The sequence below is a fragment of the Desulfocurvus sp. DL1XJH-121 genome (genome assembly GCF_054819825.1).
In genome coordinates, this window is sequence record NZ_JBTVWW010000028.1 from 16,014 (window position 1) to 40,156 (window position 24,143).

Here is a 24,143-nt window from a genome sequence, read left to right on the forward strand (position 1 = left end):
CGGTTCCGGCCTCAGCTCCGGCGGCCCGCCTTGGGCGGGGCCGGGCAGGCGAAGCCGTGGGGGCAGTAGGCGCAGCGCGGCCCCGGCCGGGCCTCGAAGCGCGCGGCCCCCAGCATGCGGCGCACCAGAAAGCGCACCAGGGCCGGGGCGCGGCGCGTGATCACGTCCTCGCGCACGTCCTCGCCCGTTTTGTCGCTGAACAGCGCGATTTCCCTGCCCTGGTCCTTGAGCTCCACCCAGGCCGCGTTGTGCGGCATGGTCCCGTCCGCCCGGCCCAGGAGCCAGCAGTACAGGGGCAGCTGCACGCTGGAAAGCCTGGCGGCCAGCACGGCCATGAGCTCTCCGTCCGGGTCCTGTTCCCCTTCCAGGGCGTCCCACAGGGCCCCGTCCTGCCAGAGGGTCTGGGCCGGGGCGGCCACGGAGCCGGTCTTGTAGTCCAGGATCACGCGGCCTTCGGGGCGCTGGTCCACGCGGTCCATGCGCCCTTTGACCCTAAGTTCCCTGCCGTCCACGTCCAGGGCGGCGCTCACGTCCCGCTCCAGGGCCAGGATGGTGGTCTCAACGGAGTTCTTCAGGAAGCGGGCCAGCTTGCGGCGGCCGGACATCTCCAGGCCCAGGCGCATGTCGTAGGGCATCTGGGTGAAGAACGCGCGATGTCGGAGCAGGTCGCTGAAATCATCCAGCAGCGGGGCCGGGTCCAGCCCGGCCACGTTCACGTGCGCGCCCACGTGGGGCTCGAAAAAGGACTGCAGCACGTCGTGCACCAGCTGGCCCGCCTCGCGCGGGTCCCCTTCCTCGTTCACGGCCTCGGGCTCCCGGAGCGGGGTCAGGCGTTCGTGGAAGAAGCGCGCCGGGCAGTGCAGGTAGGAGTCCAGGAAGGTCGCGGAAATTTCGCGCGTGCGCAGCAGGTCCTCCAGCCTGGCCTGCACCGCCGGGGTCTTGTCCACGCCGCCGTCCAGGGGCGGCAGGGAGGCCACGGGCAGGGCCACGGCTTCGAGGGGCCCGCCGTCCCCGGGGCGCACGATGCGCTTGAGCTGCTTCTCCTTCTCCCACAACAGCTGCTCCACGAAGCGGCTGCGTACGGGCTTCCCGGCCTTGTCCCCGGCGGATTCGCCGGCCTGGTAGAACACGCGGACCTCCTCGGCCCCGGCCGCCAGGCGGTGGAAATTGTAGGCCGCCACCAGGCCGCGCTGGCGGCTGTCCGGCAGGCCCAGGAGCATGCGCAGGGAGTCGGGCAACAGCGGATCGTGGGCCTGGCCGCCGGGCAGCTTGTCGTCCTCCGCGTCCAGCACCAGGACCCGCGCGAACCTGAGCAGCCGCGATTCCAGCATGCCCAGGACCTGCAGGCCCGTGAGGGGCTCGGCCTCGAAGGGCACGCGCTCGGCCTCGAGCAGGCGGCGCAGGATGGCGTAGAGCACAGCGCGGTCCATGGGGTCCTGGCTGATGTAGCTGTTCGTGAGCGCGGGGATCAGGGACGAGGACAGGCGGTAGAGGCATTCCGCGTCGATGGGGAAGCGCCGCCAGAGGTCCGCGCCGTGGGCCGGGGCCAGGGTCCGCGCCAAATGCAGGAGCGCCCGGCCCAGGGCCTCGGGGGTGGGGGTGTGCGCGAAATTTTCCACGCAGGCCGCGAGCACCGCGCGCACGCCCCTGAGCGCGGCCTCGGGGTCCGCACCCTCGGCCACGGCCCCGGGGGGCAGGGAGTCCAGGGCCGGTTCCCAGGCCAGCGGGTCCAGGTAGCGCCCGCCCCCGCGCACCGAGCGCTCCAGCTCGCGCAGGAGCCCCCGGACGGGCGCGCCCGCCACGGGCTCCAGCATTTTCACGTAGGGGTGGCGGATGAGCGCGATGACCTCGCGCCAATGGTAGCGCCCGGGCCCGGCGGCGGTCTCCTGCAGGCGCAGCACCGTCTCCAGCAACCGGTTCAGGCTGGAGCGGGCCAGGGGATAGCCCATGGAGATGTTCACGTCCTTCACGGGCAGGTGGTGCAACACGGGCATCAGCCCCGAGGTGTCCGGCAGGACCACGGCCGTGTCCCCGGCCGGGGCGGCGTCCAGCTCCGCGCGCAGGGCCGAGAGCTGCGAATGCAGGTCGAAGCCCTCGTACAGGCGCAGGTCCGGGCCGCCCGCGCGCGGCGCTTCGCCGTCTGGGGCGAAGACCTCGGCCCGCGCGCCCCAGGAGCGCATCCAGAGCGCATGCTCGCGGCAGGCCCAGTGGCCCGCCGCATCCCCGGCGGACAGGGCCGGGTCCGTGTGCAGCACCACCTCGGCCCCGCGCTCCCACAGGGCGCGGAACACGGCCTCCTCGGCCCCGGTCAGGGCGTAGAAGCCCACGATGAACGCGGGGCCCGGGCCCACGGCCTCGGCGGCCTCGTCCGCGTGGGCGGCCACGTAGCGCTCGTCCAGGCCCGGGGTGGTCCAGCCGCGCTCGGCCAGGGCCGCCTCGTAGCGCGAAAATATCTCGCCCAGCTGTTCCAGCAGGGCCTCGGCCATGGGCAGCACCTCGCCGCCCAGGTTGGCCAGATTGGCGGGCGTCAGGGCGTGGCGCGCCAGCTCCTCCATTAGCTCGGCCAGGCGCGCGCCCCAGGGAAAGAAGCGGTCCCGCGCCAGGGGCAGGGAGGCCAGCAGGCCCCGGCCCTCGCCCCGCAGCCCGGCCACCACCTCGTAGAGCAGCCCGGCGCGGTCCAGGGGCCCGGCCGTGGCCAGGGGGCGCGGGTCCAGTTCCCGCCGCAGCCCGGGCAGCCACTGGCCCACCCCGGCCATGCGCGGGGGGAACAGGGGTTTTTCCAGGCACGGGTCCCGGGCCATGCGGCGCAGCAGGTGCCTGCGCGGGCGCTGGTGCGGGAACAGGACCAGGGCCTCGCGCATGTCGCCCCCCGTGCGCAGGGGGATCAACTCGGCCAGGGCGCCCATGCAGTCCGTGCGCCAGTCCACCAGGGTGAAGGGACGCCTCAAAGCAGGCCCCCCAGGTCCTCCTCGGTGAGAATTTCGAAGCCTTTTCCCAGGAGCAGGTCGGCGAACACGCCCCGGCCGCTGGTCAGGATGCCCCGGAACGTGCCGTCGTAGACCGACCCGTAGCCGCAGGACGGGGAGCGGGTCTTGAGGATGGCGCCCTTGGCCCCGAAGAGCAGGGCCATCTCCAGGGCCTCGCGCGCCCCGGTGCGGAAGGCCCGGGTGTGGTCGTGGCCCTTGGAGTCCAGCACGCGGTAGCCCCGCGCGCCGCAGTCCACCAGCTCGCAGGGCTTGCGCGGGGTGGGCAGGCCGCCCATCTGCTCCGGGCACACGGGCAGGGCCCGGCCCCGGCGCACCAGCTCCCGCACCTGCTCCATGGGCTGGGCGTGGCCGTCGTAGCGGCAGGCCTGGCCCGCCAGGCAGGCGCTGACCACCCACAGGGAGCCCTCGCGGTTGGGGGAAATCATCAGGGCAGCACCTCCCGCATGCGGCGACCGTCCAGGTAGACGATGACCGCGCGCATGTTGCGCGACACGCCCCGCATGGAGCCGAGCAGCCGCATGTAGCGGCGCACCTGGACCTCGTGGGCCGGGTCGGGCGCGCCGGTCTTGTATTCCACCACCACGGTCTCCTCCGGGTCCAGGACCAGCAGGTCCGGGCGGTGTTCGTTGCCGTCCTCGTCCAGGATGGGGCATTCGGGCAGCCCGCGCGTGAGCCAGCCCTCGAAGTCCGGCTGGGCCAGGCCCCAGTCCAGGATGGCGGCCACCACCTCCTCCAGGGCCTCGCGGGCCCCGGCCCCGGGGGGCAGCACGTCGGCCTGGGCGCTCACCGCGGCCCGCGCCGCGCCCCGGGCGTCCATGCCCGTCTGGCCCAGGCGGTCCAGGGCGTCGTGCACCAGGGTGCCCCGGACCCGGGCGTCGAACACGGGCGCGCCCGTGAGCAGCTCGTCCGGGGACATGCTCTCGGAAAAATGGCGGTGGATCTTCAGGCGCGGCAGCCAGCCCATGGGCTCGTCGCGGTCCTGGTCCCGGGCCGGGGCCGGGGCGGGCGCGGCAGCGGGCGGGGCGGCCTGGGCCTCGCCCCGGGGCGGCGCGCCGCTCTCCCAGGTGGGCAGGCCCCTGGCCCCGGGACGGAATGCGCGCCCGGCCAGCAGGGCGTCCAGGGCCTTGGTCAGGCGATAGCCCTTGAAGGACGGGCTGTGGGTCAGCAGGCAGTAGAGCTCTTCCCGGGGCCGGGTCCAGGCCACGTAGAGCAGGGCCAGCTGCTCCACGAGCTGGGTGTTGACGTGGGCGTGCCACTGCTCGCCCATCTCCCGGCGCATGGGCATGAGCAGGCGCATGCCCTGGAATTCGAAGGGCGCGAGATCGCCGCCCATGCGCGCCTCCCAATGGTGGAAGGGCGCCACCACCACAGGGAACTCCAGACCCTTGGCGTCGTGCACCGTGAGCACGCGCACGGCCGGGGTGTTCTCGGGCAGGGGCACCTTTTCCTCGGCCCCGTCCGCGTCCCAGTATTCCAGGAACGCGGCGATGGACTGGCGGCCGTCGCATTCCGCCGCGTGCACCACCTCCAGGAAGCGGCGCACGAAGGGCTCGGCCTCGGGATGGCGCGCGAGCACGCCGAAATCCTTCACCGCCTCGCTGACCACGTCGTAGGGGGTCATGAACCCGGCCTTTTTCACGTATCGCGACACGCAGCGCTCGGCGGCCCGGGGGAAGTCGCGCACAAAGCGCGGATACAGCGGCCCCCGGTCCAGGCCGCAGAGCCAGTCCGTGAGCTCGGCGCGGCCGGGCCAGCATTCCGGGGGCGGCAGCAGGCCGCCGCTGGCGAACTCCCAGAGGGCCAGGTCGTCCAGGGGATAGTCCAGGAACCGGAGCAGCGCCGCGAGCTGGCGCACCACCGGATGCCCGGCCAGGCGCAGGCTGTTCTTGGTCACCACGGGCAGGCCCCAGCCGATGAGCCAGTCCGCCACCAGGGCGGCCTCGGCGTTCCTGCGCACCAGCACGGCCACGTCCCCGGGGCTCCGGCGTGCGGTGATCTCGGCCATGAGCGCGCCGAGCTCCTCGCGCACCGCGTCCATGAGCTCCTCGCCCGTCTCGGCCTCCACCCGCGCCAGGCGCACGTAGCCCGCGCCCGCGTCCCGGCCCTCGGGCAGGGCCTGGCGCGCCCCGGCGAAGGCCGTGCGCACCTGTCCGGCCAGCTCGGCCACGGCCTCGTTCGGATCGTTTTCGCGCATGGCCCGGGCGGCGGCCAGGGCGGTCTCCGGGGATTCCAGGGGGGCGAAGACGTCGTTGTTGTGCGCCACCACGCGCCCCAGGCTGCGCCAGTTCATGGGCAGGGTGATCCGCCGCGCCTCGGCCACGGCGCGCAGGGCCGGGTCCTCCGGCACCTGGTCGAAGAGCCGCGCGTCGCCCCCGCGCCAGCCGTAGATGGCCTGCTTCACGTCGCCCACCAGGTACAGCCCCCCGCCCTGGGACAGGCATTCCTCGGCCAGGGGCCGCATGGCCGCCCACTGGTCGCGGCTGGTGTCCTGGAACTCGTCCACCAGCATGTGCCGCAGGCGCGCGCCCAGGCGGCAGAAGGCGTCGGGCACCCCGAACTCGCCCTGGAGCATGTTCCTGGCCAGGGCCGGGCACAGGGCGTTGAGCAGCACCCCGGCCTCGGCCATGCGCCCGCGCATCAGCGCGGCCACGGCGTCGGCCAGGCGGATGAACCCGGCCCAGTTGCGCGCGGCTTCCAGGAGCGCGCGGCCGTCGCGGTAGGCCGCGTGGGCGTCCTTGAAATGGATGTAGGCCAGCTCCAGGGGCGCGCCCACGGCCCCCTGGGAGGCCTTTTTCACGCATTCGGCAAAGGACTCCTTGGCCGCGTAGGCCGAGGAGGGGACCTCGTCGGCCGGGCCGTGCCCCAGGCATTTGTCGAAAAACTTCAAGAAATTGGCCAGGGGGTCCAGGCCCTGGAGCAGCGGGACCAGGGCCCGCGCCCGGGCCTGAAACTCCTCGCGCAGGGGGGTGACGGCCGCGTCCAGGCGCGCGGCGTCCGTGACGTAGGGCGAGGGGTCCCGCAGGCGGTGGTCCGCCAGGGCCTTGAGCCGCTCGCGAAAGACCGCGCCGGGCTGGAACCCGGGGCGGTTCTCCAGGAGCAGCAGGGTGGTGAGCGCCTCGCCCAGCAGGGCGCGGCTGGCCTCGTCCCCGGCCTCGGCCTGTTCCGTGAGCCGGTCCAGGGCCTCGTTGAACAGGTCGCCCGAGTCGAAGACCGGGGTGAAGTCCGGGGGCAGCCCGGCCTCCAGGGCGAAGATGCGCGCGATGCGCGAGAGCAGGCTGTCGATGGTGCTGATGTTCAGCTGGTGGTAGTTGCGCAGGATGCGCGACAGCCTGGCCGCGGCCGCCTGGGGGGCGTAGGCGTCGCAGGGCGTGCCCGTCTGGCCCAGGGCCCGGGCCTTGAGGGCGTTGACCACGCGCTCCTTCATCTCCGCCGCGGCCTTGTTGGTGAAGGTCACGGCCAGGATTTCCGTCCAGGAGTAGGACTCGTCCGGGGGGCCGCCGCAGGCGGCCGGGGAATGCTCCATGTGCGCGTCGAAGAGCAGGGACACGAAGCGTCCCGTGAGGGCGTAGGTCTTGCCGGAACCGGCCGATGCTTTGACTTGTTCAATCATTGCTGTGTATTATAAAATATTCAGAGAAAACCTCAAGGAATCCTGGACGGTTCAGTGTTCTCCACGACCCGCGAGGGCACGCTGCGGCCCTGGCGCACGCCGTCGAAGACGATGAGGCACACGGCCCCGAGGATGAGCAGGCTGCCCGCGTAGCCCATGGGCGTGAAGCGCTCGCCCCACCAGGCGAAGGCCATGACCGCCGCCACCAGGGGCTCCACGGTGGCCACCACCGAGGCCCGCGTGGCCTCCACCTGTCTGAGGCCCGCGAAATAGGCGATGTAGGCCCCCCAGGTGGAGAACAGGGCCACGGCCGCGATGGCCGCCCAGGCCCCGGCGGTCTTGGGGTGGAACTCCACGAAGGGAAAGAGCACCAGCGCGCCCAGGGGCAGGGAGTACATGAACAACAGCGGCGTGGAGTAGCGCGGCTGCAGCCGCTTGCCGAAGATGTAGTAGGCCGCGTAGGTCAGCCCCGAGAGCAGGCCCAGGATGAGGGACGAAGTCGAAACCGGGGCGCCGCTCTCGAAGATGCCGCTCACACCCGCTACCCCGGCCAGGGTCATGGCCACGGCCCCCAGTTTGGCCGGGGTCATGGCCTCGCCCAGGATCGCCCAGGCCAGCAGGGCCACCCAGGCCGGGGCCGTGTACATGAGTACCGAGGCCAGGGCCGCGCCGCCGCTGTGGATGGCCAACTGGTAGACCGAATAGAAGGCCACCACGCAGACCATGGCGAATCCGAGCATGGCCGCCCGGTCGCCGGGCTCCACGCGCAGGGGCCCCCGGCGCAGGGCCTGGACGCAGAAGGGGACGAAGGGGATCGTGCAGCGCCAGAAGGCCACCTCCAGGGGCGTCACCCCCTGGGAGAAGGCGTAGCGCGCCACCGGGCCCAGGGAGCCCCAGAGCACGGCGGCGAGAAGGATGAGCAGGTATCCGCGGGCCATGAAATTCCTCAGGATTGAAGGGGGCTCCGGGGAGTGTGGCCGCTTGGGGGGGGAAATGCAACAGGAAAGGGGCTAGTCCTGTTTCTTCTTGGGCTTGCCTCCGAAGATGTCCCGGATGCCGGTGCCGAGGTCCTCCAGGATCTTGCCGCCGCCCTTGAGCAGGGTGCCGCCCACCTCGCCGGCGCCCTTGCCGATGTTCACGGGCACGTCCACGATGCTCTTGGCCGTCTCTTCCAGGAAGGCCACGGTGTCCAGGCTGATGTCCGGATCGGACCAGTCGCCCTTGATGCTGAAGGGGATGTTGGGCAGGGCGGTCATGTCCACCACGGCGTAGGTGTCGATCCGCTCGCGCGAGAGGTCCGCCGTGCCCTTGCCCGTGGCCGAGATGCCCGAGGCCTTGAGGGCGACGTCGCCCGTGGAGAGCACGCCCTTGTCCACGTTGAAGGAGGCCGAGATGTCCTGGAAGGGCTGCTGTTTTTCGGCCTTGGCGGCGGCCACGCCGGAGTTCTTGGCCGCCGCCTGCTGGCGGACCTTGTCCGGGATGATCTGGAAGCCCTTGAACACGCCGTTCTTCAGGTTCACGGAACCCTGACCCGCCAGGGTCCTGGCCAGGGACGCCCAGTCCTCGCCCCGGCCCGAGAGGGCCAGCTTGGCCGCGCCCAGGCCCGTGACCTTGTCCTGGCCCAGGAGATCCGTGAGCAGGCCGCCCAGCTGCAGGCCCGAGAGGTCCAGGTCCAGGGCCGAGCGCGTGACGTCGCTGCGCATGTCGGCGGTGAGGCTGGTCTTGAGGTTGCCGTCGTAGAGGCCCAAGGTCAGGGGCGAGATGCGGATCAGCCCGTCCTTGGCCTTGACCGTGACGTCCAGGTCCTTGAAGCGCAGCTTGTGCACGGTGAGCGAGCCCACGTGCAGCTTGCCGTCCACGTCCAAGGCGCGCAGCTGTTCCTTGGGCAGCCCGGAGGAGGGCTTGGCCGCGTCCTTGCCTGCGGCGCCGCCCTGGGCCGGGGCGCTCCCGTCCTTGTCCCCGCCCTTGTCCGATGCGGGGGGCAGGTAGCGGTTCACGTCCAGGGTCCCGGCCTTGAGGTCGAAGACGATGGCGGGCTTGGCGAAATGGCTGACCCCGGCGCTGCCCGTGAGGGTGGTGTCGTCCACCTTGAGGTCCACCTTTCGTAGGGTGGCCGAGTCCATACTGGCCGTGGCCTGGATGCTGCCCGAGGCCTTGGCCAGGGCCGAGGGGTCGTTGGTCTCGATTTCCGGCAGGCCCAGGGCGGCCATGAGCTTCTTGGGGTTGAATTCCGAGAAGGTCAGGGCGGCATCCACCTGAGGGTCGCTGTCGAAGCGCGCCACGCGGAGCCCGCCGGACACGTCCACGCCCAGGGCCGAGAGCTTCAGCCCCGCCACGGTGATGGTGTCGTCGGTGAGGTCCACCAGGATGTCGCCGCCGAGCTTCACGTCCACGTGCCCGCCGGGCAGGGTCTTGCCGTCGGCCGAGGCCGACAGCGCCAGGCCGTCGATCCTGGGCTTGGCCAGGTCCTGGCCCGGGTCCGCGTGGCCCGAGACCTCGATATTGGCCGTCAGGGCGGGCTCGGCCGCCTCGGCCCGGGCCGCGAAGGAGAAGTCGAAGGCCGATCCCAGGGACACGGGGCCCGTGGTCAGGCTGGCCTGGCTGACGGTGCAGCGCTGCCCGCTCACGGCGTCGGCCCAGGCGACCCCGGCGTCGGTGATGCGCACGCCGTCCACGCTCAGTCCGGCCAGCAGCGGCCCGGCGGCCTTGTCCGCGCCGGACGTCTGGTCGGAATCTTGGGCCTCGGCCTTGGGCGCGGCCTTGGATGGGGTCCCGGCCAGGTCCTGCCAGTTGGTGCGGCCCTTGGCGTTGCGCGCCAGGTTCAGGCGCAGGCCGTCGATGGTCACGCCGCGCACCTGCACGTCCTTGGACAGCAGCGGCAAAAGCTTCACGCGCACGTCCGTGTGCCGCACCTCGGCGAAGGGCGCGTCCCCGAAGCCAGGGGCGTTGGACAGGGACACCGGCCCCATCTCCACGCCCAGCCAGGGGAACACGGACAGGCTCACCTCGCCCTTGAAGGCCAGCTCCCGGCCCGTCTGCTCGCGCACCAGCTCCGTCAGCGTGGTCTTCACGCGTTCGGTGTCCACCACGGCATAGAGCACGGCCCCGGCCGCCAGAAACAATCCCAGGCCCACGACTGCCGCCAGGGCCGCGATCTTGATGCCTTTTCTCATGGCAATCCCTTGTTCGGAGTGATCCGTAGCATTGACCACGATACGCGCGAATCAACCCCCTTTCAACCGCTGTTCACAGGCCATCGAGACCTTTTTCCCCTTTGGAAAACGCCATGGTTCAGACGGTCTCCAAGTGTGCGGATGCAAGGCGCAAAACCACCGCAAGACCGACGCGTATTCCAATACGCGAGGTTTTTCGGTGGTTGAAGCAACGAAGCAGACGTGCGCTTGGAGACCGTCTGAGAGCTTATTCGAGGCCGACTTCGAGAGTGAACCCCCCATGATCCGTGGAAAAGGGCACGGCCAGGATGGGGTTCTTGGAGAGGTGCGAGATGCTGTGGTTCTCGCCCATGACCACCGTGGGGATGCCGGCTTCGATGGTCAGGCCGATCTTTTGCAGGCCCTGGCGGGCCTGACCGGAGATCATGTTGGTCATTTCGCCCACGGCGTCGCGGATGTCGTCGCCCAGCTCGGTGATGGGTTCGCCGAGCATGCTGCTGACCACGGCCAGGGCGCATTCCTTGGTGAAGGTCAGGGAGATGGTCCCGGCGCGGGCGCCGGACAGGCCGATGACGCCGGTGATGTCGCCGTGGGCGCTGGAGTCTTTCTTGATGAAGGGTTTGCCTGCGTTCGGTTTGACCATGGCCATGGTCGAAAGCACGTTGCTCACTGCGTCGATGAAGGGGCGGACTATCTGTGCGTCGTCGGTGATGCTCATCTGTTTTCCTGTGGGCTGCAGAGGTTTCGAGAAATAGCAGAATAGCAGCCCGAAGCGGGCCTAGCAATAGGGGTTTGTACTATAATGGGCTAGTCGATGGTTTCCGCCGGGATGTCCACGGGCATGGTCCCGGTCATGGGGAACCGCCCGCGCAGGGCATCCAGCACGGCCCGCGCCGAGGCGGGGACGCTTGAAAAGGCGGCCACCCAGCAGGGCGCGGCCGGGTAGGAGCGGATGTCGTAGGGCGTGTCCAGGGACACGGCCGCGACCCTGGGGGCCGGGCGCTCGGCGACCAGGGCCCGGACCAGGGCGGCCTGGCCCGGCCGCTTGTCCGCGCGGCTGGTGAACACGGCCACGGCCGTGAAGGCCCGCGCAGCGTCCAGGGCCCGCGCCCTGTCCTCGTCGTCCGGGTCCAGGGGCAGGGGCATGATCCAGGTCTCGTCCGCGGCCTCCACGGGCAGGGGATCGGGCGCGCCGGGCCAGAGCACGAGGACGTCCTCGTCCCCGGCCAGGGGCAGAGTCCGGGCCCGGCCCGGGGAGGCGTAGTCGCGCCCCGACACCAGGGAGCGCCGGGCCAGGGCCTGCAAGGCCTCGCGCTGCGCCGGGGTGTCCGTCCCGTTTGCGGCCAGGGCCGGGTCGGGCTGCGCGGGGGCGAGCAGGCCGAAGCGCTGCTTGGCCCGCAGGATGCGCGCCACGGAGCGGTCCAGGCGGTCCATGGGGATGTCGCCCCGGCCGACGGCCTGGACCAGCGCCTCCCAGGCCGGGACGAAGTCCTCGGGCTCGGCGTCCCTGTCCGCGCCGTAGAGCAGCACGTCGGCCCCGGCCAGGAAGGCTTTGAGCGCCGCGTCCGCGACGCCGAAATGTTTGCGCACCGCGCCCATGCCCATGGAATCCGTGAACACCAGGCCGTCGAAGCCCATCTCCGTGCGCAACAGGCCCGTGAGCACGCGCGGCGACAGGGTGGCGGGCAGCGCCCCGGTCAGCTCCGGGACCACCACGTGGGCGGTCATCAGCGCCGGGACCCCGGCCTGGATGGCCGAGGCGAAGGGCGGCAGCTCCACCGCGTCCAGGCGCGCGCGGGGGTGGTCCGCCACGGGCAGGCGCAGGTGGGAGTCCAGGCCAGTGTCCCCGTGCCCGGGGAAATGCTTGGCCACGGAGAGGATTCCGGCCCGGTTGTAGGCCCGCACGGCCTCGGCCGCGAAGCGGGCCACCAGGCGCGGGTCGCCGCCGTAGGAGCGCGAGCCGATGATGGGGTTGGCGGGGTTGGAGTTGACGTCGGCCACGGGCGCGAAGTCCATGTTCAGGCCCACGGCGCGGAGCTGCTCGGCGTTGACGCGCGCGGCCAGGGCGGCCATGGCCGGGTCCCCGGTCGCGCCCACGGCCATGTTCGAGGGCGGCACGGCGAAGCCCCGGCGCAGGCGGCTCACGGGCCCGCCCTCCTGGTCCACGGCCAGGAACAGCCCGGGCTGGCCGGCGGCGAGGGACGCTTGCTGGCAGTCCCGCGCCAGGCGGGCGACCTGGGCCGGGTTCTCCACGTTGCCCCAGGCGTCGTAGAGGATCAGGCCGCCCACGTGGCGCTGCTGGATGAAGGCGCGAAGCCGCGGGCCCAGGGCCGGGCCCCGGAAGGAGACGCAGAACAGCTGCCCGACCTTTTGCTCCAGGGTCATGGCGTCCAGGGCCTGCTCCCCGTCCGCGGCCGAGGCCGGGGCCGCAAGGCAGGCCAGCAGGGCGAACAGCCCCGCGAGAATGGTGGCGGTGCGTGATCTCATGGCCTCAGGGTAGGCGGGGCCCGGGGAAAGTCAACGCGAAATCCGGTCCTTGCCCGCCTTGGGGTCGCGGCAGGCCGCAGGCAGGCCCTCGCCGTCGTCCAGGCCCATGCGCCGGGTCATGTCGTAGAGGTTGCGCAGGTAGTCCTGGTAGCGCGTGAGGTAGAAGGACAGGGCCCGGGCGAAGCGCGCGCCCACCACGCCGTCCACGAAGAGCTGCGAGACCTCCCGCTCCTGGGTCAGGACGCGCTGGGAGACCAGCAGGATGCAGCGCTCCTCGGGGCTCATGTCCTCCAGGGCCCGGGCCAGGGCCGTGGCCGCCCGGGGCTGGTACATCCAGAAGCAGAGCAGATCCAGGGCGTTGATGGTCACCACCTTGTCCAGTCCCGTGCCCTCGGTGATCTGGGACAGGTAGTCCGGATGGGCCATGACTTGGCGCATGTCCTCGTCCGGGAACATGACCTCCAGGCGGGCGAAGACCTCGAAGACCTGCCGGAGCTTGCCCGTGTAGTCCCACATGCGCATGGAGATGTTGTAGCCCCTGTCCACGGCCCCTTCGATGATCCCGGCCACGCAGTCCGAGGCCAGCTTGGAGATCACGGCCGCCCACTTCTGGAGCACCGAGTCCACGGCGGCCACGCCGGCCATGCCCAGGATGCCGCCCAGGGCCGCGTTGAACAGCACGGCCAGGGGGATGGACAGGATGCTGCGGAAGAAGTTCCAGGCCGCCGCGCTCTTGGGCAGCCCCCGGAACAGGTTGTGGCTGGAGATGTACAGCCCGTTGACCAGGGCCATGATGGTGTACAGGGTCACGGGCGCGGTGGACGTGTTGATGCCCAGGCCCTGGTCCAGGAACAGGGACTTGGTCAGCCAGTCCAGAAGCGGCACGGAAAAGCCCGTGTACAGGAGCGAGTCGCTGATGCGCCCCCAGTTGAGGTAGTCGTACCAGCGCAGCAGCGAGAGGTTGCGCAGGCCGCCGCCGCCGAGCACCGCCTGGATCACGTTGCGCAGGCCCGTGATGCCGAACCAGATCAGGCCCCCCAGGTAGGCCAGGACCCACCAGTCCTTGGTCAGCATGAAGGTCAGGAAGGCGGGGATGAAGCCCACCAGGACCTTCAGCCAGTTGACCAGGTGGCTGTTCAGGTAGCGGGGGCCGACCTTGGGATCGTCCTCGCTGCAGCCGTTGCCCTCCTGGCCGAAGCAGGAGGTGTCGGGGTCGCGCACCCCGCCCAGGATGCCGATGTTCCCGGCCCCGTCCGCCGTGACCTTGAAGCCCCGCACCTGCCAGGAGCGGGTGGTGCGGCAGGTCAGGTTCTCCAGCCCGGGCACGCGGGAGACCAGCCAGTTCATCAGCCGCCAGAGGCGGCCGCCGTGGTCCCGGGGGGTGTGGGTGATCTGTTTTTCCAGGAGCACGGTGACGGGGATCTCGATTTCCAGGTACTCCTGCTTGCGCCGCAGGGCCTTGACCGCGCCGCGCGAAAGGGTGTCCAGCACCACCAAGCCCATGCCGATGGAGCGCGAGGACTCGCCCGTGGAGCCCGTGCCGAAGCGCGGGCGCAGGGGCGTGCCCTTGTATCGCTGCACCAGCCCGCCGATGTCGCCCAGCACCTCGCGCAGGGCCTCGCCCCGCTCCCGGGCGTCCTCGTCCGGGGGCTGCTGTTCGTCCACCTCGGCGAGGCAGCCGCGCAGGATGCGCTTGAGGATGACCACGTTGGCGTCGTTCACGGCCTGCATGATCTCGTTCAGGGCCGCGGCGTCGCCGTGGGGCTCGTAGAGGTGGCGCTTGAGGCTCAGGATCTCCAGGTGCGTGATGGCCCCGCCGCAGGTGTAGAGGATCTCCACCACGTCCGAGGACCTGAGTCCGGTGGTGCAGAGGGTGATGCCGCTGCCCGGGTGCAGGGCCTTGAGGGTCACGGCCAGCCCGGCCGGGGACAGGCGCATGAGCTCCGGGGCCTGGCTGCTGGGCACGTTGGGGTTGTTGAGGTCCGGGTTGGCTGCAGGGGCCAGGTAGCGCTCCACGATGGTGGCCGGGTCCAGGGCCGCGATGGACGCGGACTGGGCCTCGGCCGCGGCGCGTTCCTCGTCCGTGAGGCCGCCCTTGGGCGCGGCGGACTTGCGGCGCAGCTCGGAAAAGCGCCTGCGCAGCGAGGGCAGGGCCCTGGCGTGGATGAAGGCCCCCAGGTGGTGCAGGGAGGGCTGCCCGCTGCCCAGCGCCGCGCGGAAGTCCGCCTCGCTGATCACCGGGCGCTCCACCCCGAACTCCCGGGCGAAGATGGGCGCGTGTACGCTGTTGAAGGCCTCCAGGGCGTCGAACACGTAAGACTGCTCGTAGCTGGCGGCCTCGGCCCCCAGCCTGAGGAATTCCTGGGCCGACTCGCTCTCCAGGAAGTCCAGGTGCCCCTGGATGTCCGTGAAGCCCCCGGGCTCCCAGATGAGCTTCACGTAGCGGCCCCGGAAGGTGGCCGAGAACTCCAGGCCGAAGCGCACGGAGATGCCCATGATGGAGGCGGCCTCCAGCAGTTCCTTCACGGTCTGGGGGCTCACGCAGTTGTAATAGACCACAGTGAGGTCGCGGATGCCCTTGATCCAGGCGTCCATGATCAGGTGGGTGGGGGACTTGCGGCCCTTGGTGTTGGCGTCGTGCACCCGGTGGTCGAAGGCCCGTTGGTTCCATTCCTCGGGCATTTCCACGAGGTAGTACTTGCGCAGCTCGCGGCGCACGATGCGCGGCCTGCCGCTGATGACCTGGCGGAAATCGTGGGCCAGCTTGAGCTGGTGCATGTGGCGGCCCTTGGCGCGCACCAGTTCCTTCATGATCTGCAGCAGCGCGCGGGCCGTGTTGGTGCGCATGGATCCGCGCGCCGTGGTCAGGACCTCGTCGCGCAGGGCGGCCAGGGCCTGGAGGCGTTCCTGGGCCTGGCCCTTTTCCAGGGAGGTCAGCAGTCGGATCACGGCGTAGGCGATGCGCAGGCCCGTGGAGGAGGCCAGCTCCTTGATGCCGTGGGGGTGCAGATAGGGCGTCAGCAGGCTGGAGAAATCCTTGAAGGAAGGATCGTTCTCCATGAATTCGTTGACTATGGCCAGCAGGCGGTGGTCGGCCTTGTCGAAATAGAGAGGAGAGATGCGTTCCATACATGCGACCTTGGTGCTGTCCTGTATTGTGACGGTTCCGTCACAAGATTGTCCCAAAAGGAACAATTAGGAGCGTTTTTTTCAACCGTCAAGGAAAATAGGGAAAAAGAAAACCGGCGCGGCCGGACTGGGCGCGGCTGGAATCGCTTTGTTTTCTCGCAGGCTGTTCACAAATGTGCGAGTGCAAGGCGCAAGGAAAATTGTTCGCCAGCCGTCCCGGCCTGCGCCCCTGCGGGCGATGCGCATCGCCGCATCGACAAATTTTGCTTTCCTGCAAAATTTTCAAGACCGACGCGTACTCCCCGCGCTTACGCTACGCGAGGGTTTGAATTTTTCGCAGCAACGCAGCAGCGAAGCGATCGTGCGTTTGTGGACGGCCTGCCTGCTATCCGCCGATGATCTTGACCAGAACCCGCTTTCTGCGGCGGCCGTCGAACTCGCCGTAGAAGATGCGCTCCCAGGTGCCGAAATCCAGCCTGCCTTCGGTCACGGCCACCACCACCTCGCGTCCCATGACCTGGCGCTTCATGTGCGCGTCCGCGTTGTCCTCGCCCACGTTGTGGCGGTAGCCGGACACGGGCTCGTGGGGAGCCAGCTTCTCCAGCCAGACCTCGTAGTCGTGGTGCAGGCCGGACTCGTCGTCGTTGATGAACACGCTGGCCGTGATGTGCATGGCGTTGACCAGGCAGAGCCCCTCGCGCACGCCCGACTCGCGCAGGCAGTCCTCCACCTGGCTGGTGATGTTCACGAAGCCCCGCCGCGCGGGCACCTCGAACCACAATTCCTTGCGATAGGATTTCATGCTCTCTCCCTGGGCTGGATGGTTGGCGTCGGATGCAAGCCTACACGCCGCGCGCGCCGGGGCCAAGGACGGGATGCCGCTTCATTTCACGGCCCTGGCGTGATATGCGGATCCCAAGGGGGACACGCCATGTCAGGACGTTTCAGGGAGGAGAGCGCGGAGCGCAGGGGCCAGGACCGCATGCCCCTGGACCCGCCCGGAGTCGGGGTGCTGCGCCTGTCCGAGAGCGCGGACGGCGACGGGGCCCGGGCCGTGGTCTTCGTGGACGTGCACAACCAGAGCCCCGGGGGCGTGCTCATCGAAACCGGGGCCGGACTGCCCGATCCCGAATCCTGCGTGCTGCAGTTCTTCGACCGCAAGGCCGGGACCTGGCGCATCCTGGGCTGCCGCCGGGCCTGGGAGGCGGGCGGCGACGGGGCCGGGGGGTTCTGGGGCCTGGCCTTCGACTCCCCGGGCGCGGACCCGGGCATCTGGGACCTGCCCATGGACCCGGCGGACATCGATTTCCTGTTGCGCATCCCGCTGTTGGAATCCGTGCCCCGGGGGGCGATCTGCCGCCTGCTGAACAGCCTGCGGCGCGAGGAATTCGCCGCCGGGCAGCGCCTGCTGAGCCAGGGCGAGGCCGGGGACCGGCTGTTTGTGATCCAGGAGGGCGCCTGCCGCGTGGTGGTGGACAAGGACGGCCGGACCCACTCCATCGCCGAGCTCAGGCGCGGGGACGTGGTGGGCGAGATGGGCGTGCTCACGGGCGAGCCCAGGACCGCCAGCGTCGTGGCCCTGGACTCCGTGGTCGCCTGGCGGCTGGACCGCGAGGACTTCGAGGCCCTGTCCCGGGAGCAGCCCGGGCTCTTGGTCTTCCTCACGGAGCTGGTGGCCAACCGCTTCGAGTCCTCCCAGGTCACGGCGGACCGCACCGTGGCCAAGTACGTCATCAGCAAGAAGCTCGGCAAGGGCGAGTGGAGCATCGTCTACCAGGGCGAGCACCGGGCCCTGGGCATGCCCGTGGCCGTGAAGATGATGCGCCACGACATGGCCATGCGCCCGCAGTTCCTGAAATCCTTCCGCCGCGAGGCCAGCCTCATCGCCTCCCTGCGCCATCCGAGCATCGTGCAGGTCTTCGACATCGAGGAGGCCTTCCGCACGGTGTTCATCATCATGGAGCGCATGGACGGCTACTCCCTGCGCGAGATCATGGACCGCGCCGGGCGCATGGACCCGCACCGCGCGGCCCGCATCCTGGCCCAGGTCTGTTCCGGGTTGGCCTACGCCCACGAGCGGGGGGTGGTGCACCGCGACGTGAAGCCCGCAAACATCTACGTGCTCCCGGGCGACCGCATCAAGATCCTGGACTTCGGCCTGGCGCGCGGCCCCGAGGGCGGCGAGGCCGACGTGGGCGGGCACATCCCGGGCACGCCCCTGTACGCCCCGCCCGAGGGCACGGGCAAGCACGGCTGCGGCCCGCGCGGGGACATGTATTCCGTGGGGCTCATGGCCTGGGAGATGGTCATGGGCGAGCGCCCCTACCAGGCGGCCACGCGCGAGGAGCTGGCCCAGATGCACCGCACCCGGGACGTGCCCGACCCGGCGGCCAAGCTTCCGGACCTGCCCGGGCCCTTGCGGGAGTTCATCCTCACCTGCTGCCGCCGCAACCCCAAGGAGCGCTACGCGGACATGGCCGAGGCCGGGGCCGTGCTCGCGCCCCTGTGCGGCGAGGCTCTGGCCGGGTCTCGGCGCATGACCTCGGTGTACCTGTTCTATCCCGAGGAGGCCCAGGCCGGGGTGCGTGAGCTCATGGAGGAAATCTCGGCGCGCGCCAAGGCCATGGGCGTGGAGCTGCGCAGCGCCGAGGTGTGCGATGTCTGATCCCGCACTCCGGGGCTTCGGCCTCAGCCGCCGGGGCGACGTGCGCCCGCGCAACGAGGATCGTTTCCTGATCCGCCGCGTGGGGCGGGGGCTGCTGGCCGCCGTGGCCGACGGGGTGGGCGTGGGCCGGGGCGGGGGCAACGCCGCGACCCTGGCCATGCGCAGCCTGCGGGCCATGGACGAGGCGCGCGAGCCCCGCGACGCGCTGGTTTCGCGGGTCCTGTCCGCGGACCTCAGCATCCGCGCGGCGCGCAACGGGCACAAGCCCCTGGAGCGCATGTGCTGCACCCTCACGGCCGTGTACATCAAAGACGGGCGCGCGGTGTTCGTGCATGTGGGGGACAGCCGTCTGTACCTGGTGCGCGAGGGCCGGGCCGTGCGCCTGACCCGCGACCACACCGTGCTTCAGACCCTGGTGGAGTCCGGGGGCATGACCGAGGCCCAGGCCGACGTCCATCCCCGGCGCAACGAGCTCAGACTCTGCCTGGGCTGCCCCTACCTGGAGCCGGACGTGGACGACCTGAATCTTGCGCCCGGGGACGTGCTGCTGCTCTGCACGGACGGACTGTACGGGGCCGTCGCCGGGGAGGACCTGGCGCGACTGGGCGAGGCGAGGGATTTGCGCGGGGCGGTGCGGGACCTGGCGGGGCTGGCCCTGCGCCGGTCCGGGAAGGACAACGTGACGCTGATCGCGGTGCGGGAGTAGGGGCGCTACGCCGTCCGGAACGCCAGCACCTCCGGCCGCACCTTGGTCAGGAACGGCACGGCGAACGCCACCACCAGCCCCTCCACCACCATCACGGGCAGGTGCATCAGGAACAGCGTCCCGGCAACGCCCAGAAAACCCTCCCCGGACAGGGCCAGGGACAGGGCCGTGAGGCCCGCGGACAGGCCCACGGACAGGAAGCCGCAGGCGAAGGCCGCCGCTGTGCGCGCGGTGCCGCCGACGGCCAGGGGCTTCTGGAGCGCCAGGGCGCAGAGCACCGCCGGGGCGGCCATATTGAAGGTGTTCACCCCGAGCACGGTGATGCCGCCGAACTGGAACAGCAGGGCTTGCAGGAACAGGGCCACGAGCACGGCCGGGAAGGCGGCCCAGCCGAGGACCACGCCCAGGAGGCCGTTGAGGATCAGGTGGGCGCTGGACACGCCCACGGGCACGTGGATCAGCGAGGCCACGAAGAACGCCGAGGACAGGATGGCCACGGTCATCAGCTTGTCGTAGTCCAGCCTGCGCAGCCCGATCCAGGTGCCCACGGCCGCCAGGGCCGCGCCGCCGCCCAGCACGGGCGCGCTCAGAACGCCTTCGGAAATATGCATCGCGTCGTTCCTCCCGGGGCCTGCGACCGGCCGGTGCACGGGGCCGCCCCGCCTTGCGGTTACACGATTCGCCTTGCCGTGTCACGGTATTTTGCGCCCAGATACGGGAAACGCGGCCGCGCCTTGCCGCAGGCCGGCGGCCCTGGTATGTTCTTTTCGTATGACTGCGACAACCGCAGGGCAGCCCGCGCGGCTGCAAGGAGGATGACCATGAAAGGATTCCCGCGAACCACGTTCTTGCTGCTTTCGGCCCTGGCTCTTCTGGCCTTGGCGGCACTGCCCCTGAGCGCCGCAGACGCGCCCAAGGACCCCATCACCATGCAGGTGCCCGACGGGGCCACGGCCACCAAGCCCACGGTGCTCTTCCCCCACGCCAAGCACGCGGCCCTGGACTGTACGGCCTGCCACCACAAGTGGGACGGCAAGTCGGCCGTGGTGGCCTGCAAGAGCGCCGGATGCCACGACGACGTGAGCACCAAGAAGGGCGACAAGGCCTATTATCTGGCCTACCACAAGCCCGGCAAGCAGAGCTGCCTGGGCTGCCACAAGGCCCTGAAAACGGAGAAGGCCCCGGCCTTCGGCCCCGTCAAGTGCGCGGGCTGCCACGTGAAGTAGTTGTCCCGGCGCGCGGGGCCGCCTGACCCCGCGCGCCGTTTTCGGAAAGTCCAAAGGAGTCTCCATGCCCGCGTCCAAGCCCAAGAAGCCCAAGGCCCCCGCCAAGGCCGCCAAGCCCGGGGCCGCCGCCAAGGCCGCCGTTCCGGACAAGCAGAGCACGGCCATCGCCACCCTGGGGCCGGCCAAGATCGCCTCGCCCATGCCCCACTGCAAGTTCGTTCCCGAGCACGCGCGCGTGGACATCTATCTGCAGGAGGAGCTGGACCTGCCCGCGGGCAAGACCGCCAAGCTGTCCTTCGAGCAGGCCGGGCCCAGGGAGAAGACCTACTTCGACCCCTCCAAGACCAAGTGCGCCATCGTGACCTGCGGCGGCCTCTGCCCGGGCATCAACGACGTGATCCGGGCCATCGTCATGGAGGCCCACCACAACTACAACGTGGCGGGCTGCCTGGGCATCCGTTTCGGCCTGGAGGGCTTCATGCCCGAATACGGCCACCCCATCACCGAGCTGACGCCGGAAAAGGTCTCCAACATCCATATGTTCGGCGGCACCATCCTCGGCTCCTCGCGCGGGCCCCAGCCCCCCGAGGACATCGTGGACGCCCTGGAGCGCATGAACATCTCCGTGGTCTTCTTCATCGGCGGCGACGGGACCATGAAGGCCGCCCAGAAGGTGCAGGAGAACGTGGCCGCCAGGAACTTGAAGATCGCGGTCATCGGCATCCCCAAGACCATCGACAACGACATCAATTTCATCTTCCAGTCCTTCGGCTTCGACACGGCCGTGGAGGCCGCCACCCAGGCCATCCAGTGCGCCCACACCGAGGCCACCGGGGCCTACAACGGCGTGGGCATGGTCAAGCTCATGGGCCGGGAGTCCGGGTTCATCTCGGCCCAGGCCACCCTGGCGCTGAAGGAGGTCAACTTCGTGCTGGTGCCCGAGGCCCCGCTGGAGCTCCTGGGCGAGACCGGCCTGCTCCCGGCCCTGGAGCGCCGCCTGGCCCACCGCCACCACGCGGTCATCGTGGTGGCCGAGGGCGCGGGCCAGGAGCTCTGCCGCACGGAAAAGGGCACCGACGCCTCGGGCAACCCCAAGCTCGGGGACATCAGCACCATCCTGCGCCAGGAGATCGCGGCCTACTGCAAGGAGCGCGACATCCCCCTGACGCTGAAGTTCATCGACCCCAGCTACATCATCCGCTCGGTTCCGGCCAACGCCAACGACCGGGTCTATTGCGGATTCCTGGGGCAGCACGCGGTGCACGCGGCCATGGCCGGGAAGACGGGCATGGTGGTCAGCAAGATGCGCGGGCACTACATCCACCTGCCCCTGTCCCTGGTTACACGGGGCCGCCGCAAGCTGAACATCGACTCGGACTACTGGCGGGCCGTGCTGGAAACCACGGGCCAGCTGACCTACCGCGAACGCCCCGTTCCCTGCGACTAGGAGGCCGCGTGCCCAGCCTGCATCAGGACCCGGACCGCCACACCGTGCTGGACAGGCGGCCCGGGGAGTACCTGTCCTTTCCCGACCTCTTGCGGCTGCCCTTGGGCGGCCTCGTCTGCGCCTACCGCGAGGCCGACGCCCACGTGCCCAAGCGGCGCAGGCTGCTGCTCTCGCGTGGGGACGCGCAGGGCCGCGCCTGGAGCGCGCCCGAGGTCCTCAACCCCGACACCGGCCACTGCCCACGCTTCGCCGAGCCCGCGCCCGGGGAGCTGGTCATCCTGGACGACGCGGGCCGCCTGGCCTACCGCAGCCCGGACCAGGGCCGCACCTGGGCGGCCGAGCCCTACAAGGGCATGCCCCCGGGCATCCCGGACCGGGCCCTGGCGGCGGACGACGGGACCTGGCTGTCCTGCACCCACCGCCACGAGGGCGAGGTCAACCCCGCGGCGGGCCAGCGCCCGGCAGTGCAGCGGATTTTCGCCTCCCGCGACCACGGCCGCACCTGGGAGCCGCGCGCCGTCCTGGGCGGGGACCCGAACCTGGTGCTCTGCGAGGGTTCCATGGTCCGGCTGCCCGACGGGCGCATCCTGGCGCTCATGCGCGAGAACAGCCAGGTCTTCGAGCCCATGTATCTTTGCGAAAGCCTGGACTGCGGCCGCACCTGGAGCGCGCCGCGCCCCACCTGCCTGGTGGGGCACCGGCCCACCCTGGGCCTGACCCGCTCGGGCAAGCTGCTGGTGACCTACCGCAACCGGGGGCCAGCGGGCGGCACCGCCGCCTGGATGGGCGACGCCGGGGAACTCGAGGGCTTCGCCGTGCACGGCCCGGCGCACCATGGCCCCGGCCCGGCCCTGACCCCGGGGGGGCTGCGCCTGGAGCCGCCGGACCACGGCCCGGGGTTCTACGCCCTCAGGCCCCTGACCCATCCTGCCGGGGCCAAGGCCAGCCTAAAGGCAGTGGTCATGGCCACGCCAGGCCGGGGCGGCGGCGGCATCCTGCGCCTGGGCGTCACCTGGCTGATCCAGGAGAACCGGCTCACGCCCCTGGTGCGCGAGGACGAGGACCTGCCTGCCTGTGTGCGGCTGAGCCGGGGCGTGCCCCTGGCCCCCGGGGCCTTCAATTCCATCCGCCTGGAATACGACGCGGGCAGGCTGGAAGTCTTCGTGGGCGGCAATTCCCAGGCCGTGCTGGACCTGGATCCCGGCTCCGTGCTGCGGCGGCCCGTGCTCTTCGGCGCGGCCCCGGACGGGCGGGGGGCCTCGGTGTGGCGCGAGGTGCGCCTGTCCGCCCTTGAACCTGGCGGGCAAACACCCTATGTATGGGAATGGAAGACCGCCCTGGGACTGCCCGACGCCCTGGCCCGCCAGCGGGTGTTGACCCTGGCCGAGGACCACGGCGCGGCCTGGTGCGACTACGGATACTCGGGTTGGGTGGAGACGGCGGATGGCGAATTCGTCTGCGCCTACCACCACGCCGACGCCTGGGACCCGGAATACCGCCCCGGGGAGACGTCCTGGGTGCAGGTCACGCGGTTTTCCGCCGAGGATTTCAGGCCCTGAAACGCCGGACCGGAGCAGCCATGCCCAGCAGCCCCGCCACAGCCAGACACCGCGCCGCCGTGTTCGCGCCGCTGGCGCTCGCCGCTCTGCTGCTCCTGGCCTGGGCCGCGCCCTGCGGGGCGGGCGCGGGCGGGCGGGTGCGGCTGGTGCCCTTCGGCAACGAGGAGATGGTCTTCGTCCGCCTGCCGGACGGGGCCTTTTCCTGGCCTGCCTCCGAGGTGCTGGACGGCAAGGAGCCGCGCATCATCCTGGACTTCAAGGGCGTGCGGGAATGGGACGAGGCCTATGTGCCCGACGGCGGCGGCAAGATCGTGCGCCGCATCCGCACCTACCTGCACAAGGACGAACAGCGCCTGCGCGTGGTCCTGGACCTGGCCGCCAGCCCACGGCGCTACGCCATCACCCTCGGCTACGACATCCGGCCCCACGGCGCGGAGATTTCGGTCTCCGCCATCCCCCTGCGCCGCACACCCTGACCCCGGTTCGACCCATGCCCGACACCGACGCCCGCCTTCGGCCCGCGCCCCTGTCCGCCCTGGTCCGCTACGTGCGGGCCTCGCCCCTGCCCAACGCCCTGGCCGCAACCTGCATCGGGGCGGCCGCCGCGCTCCTGGGCGCGGCCCTGGCCCGTTCGGCGCACTGGCCCCTGCCCGTGCACATGCTGGCCCACGGCCTGGGCGTGGGCTGCTTGGGCCTGGCCTGCGTGGCGCTGCTGGACGGATTCTCGCGCTTCAGGGAATACCGGCGCATCAGGGGCATCCTGGCGCGCCGGGGCTGGGACCGGCGGGTGTTCCTGCTGGTGGCGGGCTCGCGCTGCCAGCGGGACGCGGCCCTGCTGGCGGCCCGGGAGGCCGGGCACGGGGGCCGCGCCGTGCGGTTGTTCAGGGGGCTGGGGTATAGGTGGTATCATGTGTTGCCTGACGCGGTGTTGCGGAACCCGTTGCTGTTCGTGCGTCCGGGGTATTTGAGGAGTTCGTTTTTGCCGGGCAAGGTTCGGTCGGCGCGGGATTGAGGGGGCTATGACGGGGAGGGGAGAGGAAGAGTCGTGGTGCAAAACCAACGGTGCCCTCCCGCCCACCCACCGCGTTCCCTCGCGGGTAGGGCGTTGGTTTGTCGGGAGTGAAGGGGGAGGTGACGCGGCCGCGCCCCATGCG

General features: G+C 70.7%; 17 protein-coding genes. 7 read left to right on the top strand and 10 right to left on the bottom strand.

Going from position 1 to position 24,143, the window contains the following annotated elements; genetic code table 11:
- Window positions 1-11 precede the first annotated feature (11 nt).
- The 9 genes from ACYYG1_RS15465 to ACYYG1_RS15505 form a co-directional block, all read right to left on the bottom strand.
- Window positions 12-2,948: a PD-(D/E)XK nuclease family protein gene (locus ACYYG1_RS15465; protein WP_461211237.1), complete on the bottom strand. Its 2,937-nt coding sequence runs from the start codon at window positions 2,946-2,948 to the stop codon at window positions 12-14.
- Window positions 2,945-3,412, bottom strand: coding sequence for a 2-thiouracil desulfurase family protein (locus ACYYG1_RS15470; protein WP_461211238.1), 468 nt, complete (start codon window positions 3,410-3,412; stop codon window positions 2,945-2,947). Before ACYYG1_RS15470 ends, ACYYG1_RS15465 begins: the two co-directional genes overlap by 4 nt.
- Window positions 3,412-6,597, bottom strand: a complete 3,186-nt coding sequence (locus tag ACYYG1_RS15475) for a UvrD-helicase domain-containing protein (RefSeq protein ID WP_461211239.1) — start codon at window positions 6,595-6,597, stop codon at window positions 3,412-3,414. The genes ACYYG1_RS15470 and ACYYG1_RS15475 overlap by 1 nt, the downstream gene beginning before the upstream one ends.
- Before the next feature lie 32 nt (window positions 6,598-6,629).
- Window positions 6,630-7,535 carry a DMT family transporter gene (locus ACYYG1_RS15480; protein WP_461211240.1) on the bottom strand — a complete coding sequence of 302 codons (906 nt, stop codon included), beginning with the start codon at window positions 7,533-7,535 and terminating at the stop codon, window positions 6,630-6,632.
- A gap of 72 nt (window positions 7,536-7,607) precedes the next feature.
- Window positions 7,608-9,770, bottom strand: coding sequence for an AsmA family protein (locus ACYYG1_RS15485; protein ID WP_461211241.1), 2,163 nt, complete (start codon window positions 9,768-9,770; stop codon window positions 7,608-7,610).
- A gap of 247 nt (window positions 9,771-10,017) precedes the next feature.
- The gene (locus ACYYG1_RS15490; protein WP_461211242.1) at window positions 10,018-10,488 is read right to left on the bottom strand and encodes a chemotaxis protein CheX; all 471 of its coding nucleotides are present in this window, start codon (window positions 10,486-10,488) and stop codon (window positions 10,018-10,020) included.
- A gap of 89 nt (window positions 10,489-10,577) precedes the next feature.
- A complete protein-coding gene (locus ACYYG1_RS15495; protein ID WP_461211243.1) occupies window positions 10,578-12,257 on the bottom strand; it encodes a glycoside hydrolase family 3 protein in 1,680 nt (559 codons plus the stop codon).
- 30 nt (window positions 12,258-12,287) lie between these two features.
- The gene (locus ACYYG1_RS15500; RefSeq protein ID WP_461211244.1) at window positions 12,288-15,386 is read right to left on the bottom strand and encodes a hypothetical protein; all 3,099 of its coding nucleotides are present in this window, start codon (window positions 15,384-15,386) and stop codon (window positions 12,288-12,290) included.
- A gap of 385 nt (window positions 15,387-15,771) precedes the next feature.
- Window positions 15,772-16,188: a secondary thiamine-phosphate synthase enzyme YjbQ gene (locus tag ACYYG1_RS15505; protein WP_461211245.1), complete on the bottom strand. Its 417-nt coding sequence runs from the start codon at window positions 16,186-16,188 to the stop codon at window positions 15,772-15,774.
- A 129-nt stretch (window positions 16,189-16,317) separates the two neighbouring features.
- Between ACYYG1_RS15505 and ACYYG1_RS15510 the strand changes: the two genes are divergently transcribed.
- On the top strand, window positions 16,318-18,051 hold the full coding sequence (locus ACYYG1_RS15510; RefSeq protein ID WP_461211246.1) for a protein kinase domain-containing protein: 1,734 nt from the start codon (window positions 16,318-16,320) through the stop codon (window positions 18,049-18,051).
- Entirely contained in the window at window positions 18,044-18,757 is a 714-nt protein-coding gene (locus tag ACYYG1_RS15515) for a PP2C family protein-serine/threonine phosphatase (RefSeq protein WP_461211247.1), read from the top strand. The genes ACYYG1_RS15510 and ACYYG1_RS15515 overlap by 8 nt, the downstream gene beginning before the upstream one ends.
- 5 nt (window positions 18,758-18,762) lie before the next feature.
- Here ACYYG1_RS15515 and cbiM read toward each other — a convergent pair whose 3' ends face one another.
- Window positions 18,763-19,368, bottom strand: coding sequence for a cobalt transporter CbiM (cbiM, locus tag ACYYG1_RS15520; RefSeq protein WP_461211248.1), 606 nt, complete (start codon window positions 19,366-19,368; stop codon window positions 18,763-18,765).
- Window positions 19,369-19,578: 210 nt separating this feature from the next.
- Between cbiM and ACYYG1_RS15525 the strand changes: the two genes are divergently transcribed.
- The 5 genes from ACYYG1_RS15525 to ACYYG1_RS15545 all read left to right on the top strand — a co-directional run bounded on the left by ACYYG1_RS15525 (window position 19,579) and on the right by ACYYG1_RS15545 (window position 24,001).
- Window positions 19,579-19,983, top strand: a complete 405-nt coding sequence (locus ACYYG1_RS15525; protein WP_461211249.1) for a cytochrome c3 family protein — start codon at window positions 19,579-19,581, stop codon at window positions 19,981-19,983.
- A 64-nt stretch (window positions 19,984-20,047) separates the two neighbouring features.
- Window positions 20,048-21,430, top strand: a complete 1,383-nt coding sequence (locus ACYYG1_RS15530; RefSeq protein WP_461211250.1) for an ATP-dependent 6-phosphofructokinase — start codon at window positions 20,048-20,050, stop codon at window positions 21,428-21,430.
- 8 nt (window positions 21,431-21,438) lie between these two features.
- Entirely contained in the window at window positions 21,439-22,989 is a 1,551-nt protein-coding gene (locus ACYYG1_RS15535; protein WP_461211251.1) for a sialidase family protein, read from the top strand.
- A gap of 20 nt (window positions 22,990-23,009) precedes the next feature.
- Window positions 23,010-23,465: a hypothetical protein gene (locus tag ACYYG1_RS15540; protein ID WP_461211252.1), complete on the top strand. Its 456-nt coding sequence runs from the start codon at window positions 23,010-23,012 to the stop codon at window positions 23,463-23,465.
- A gap of 14 nt (window positions 23,466-23,479) precedes the next feature.
- Window positions 23,480-24,001, top strand: a complete 522-nt coding sequence (locus ACYYG1_RS15545; RefSeq protein WP_461211253.1) for a hypothetical protein — start codon at window positions 23,480-23,482, stop codon at window positions 23,999-24,001.
- Window positions 24,002-24,143 lie beyond the last annotated feature (142 nt).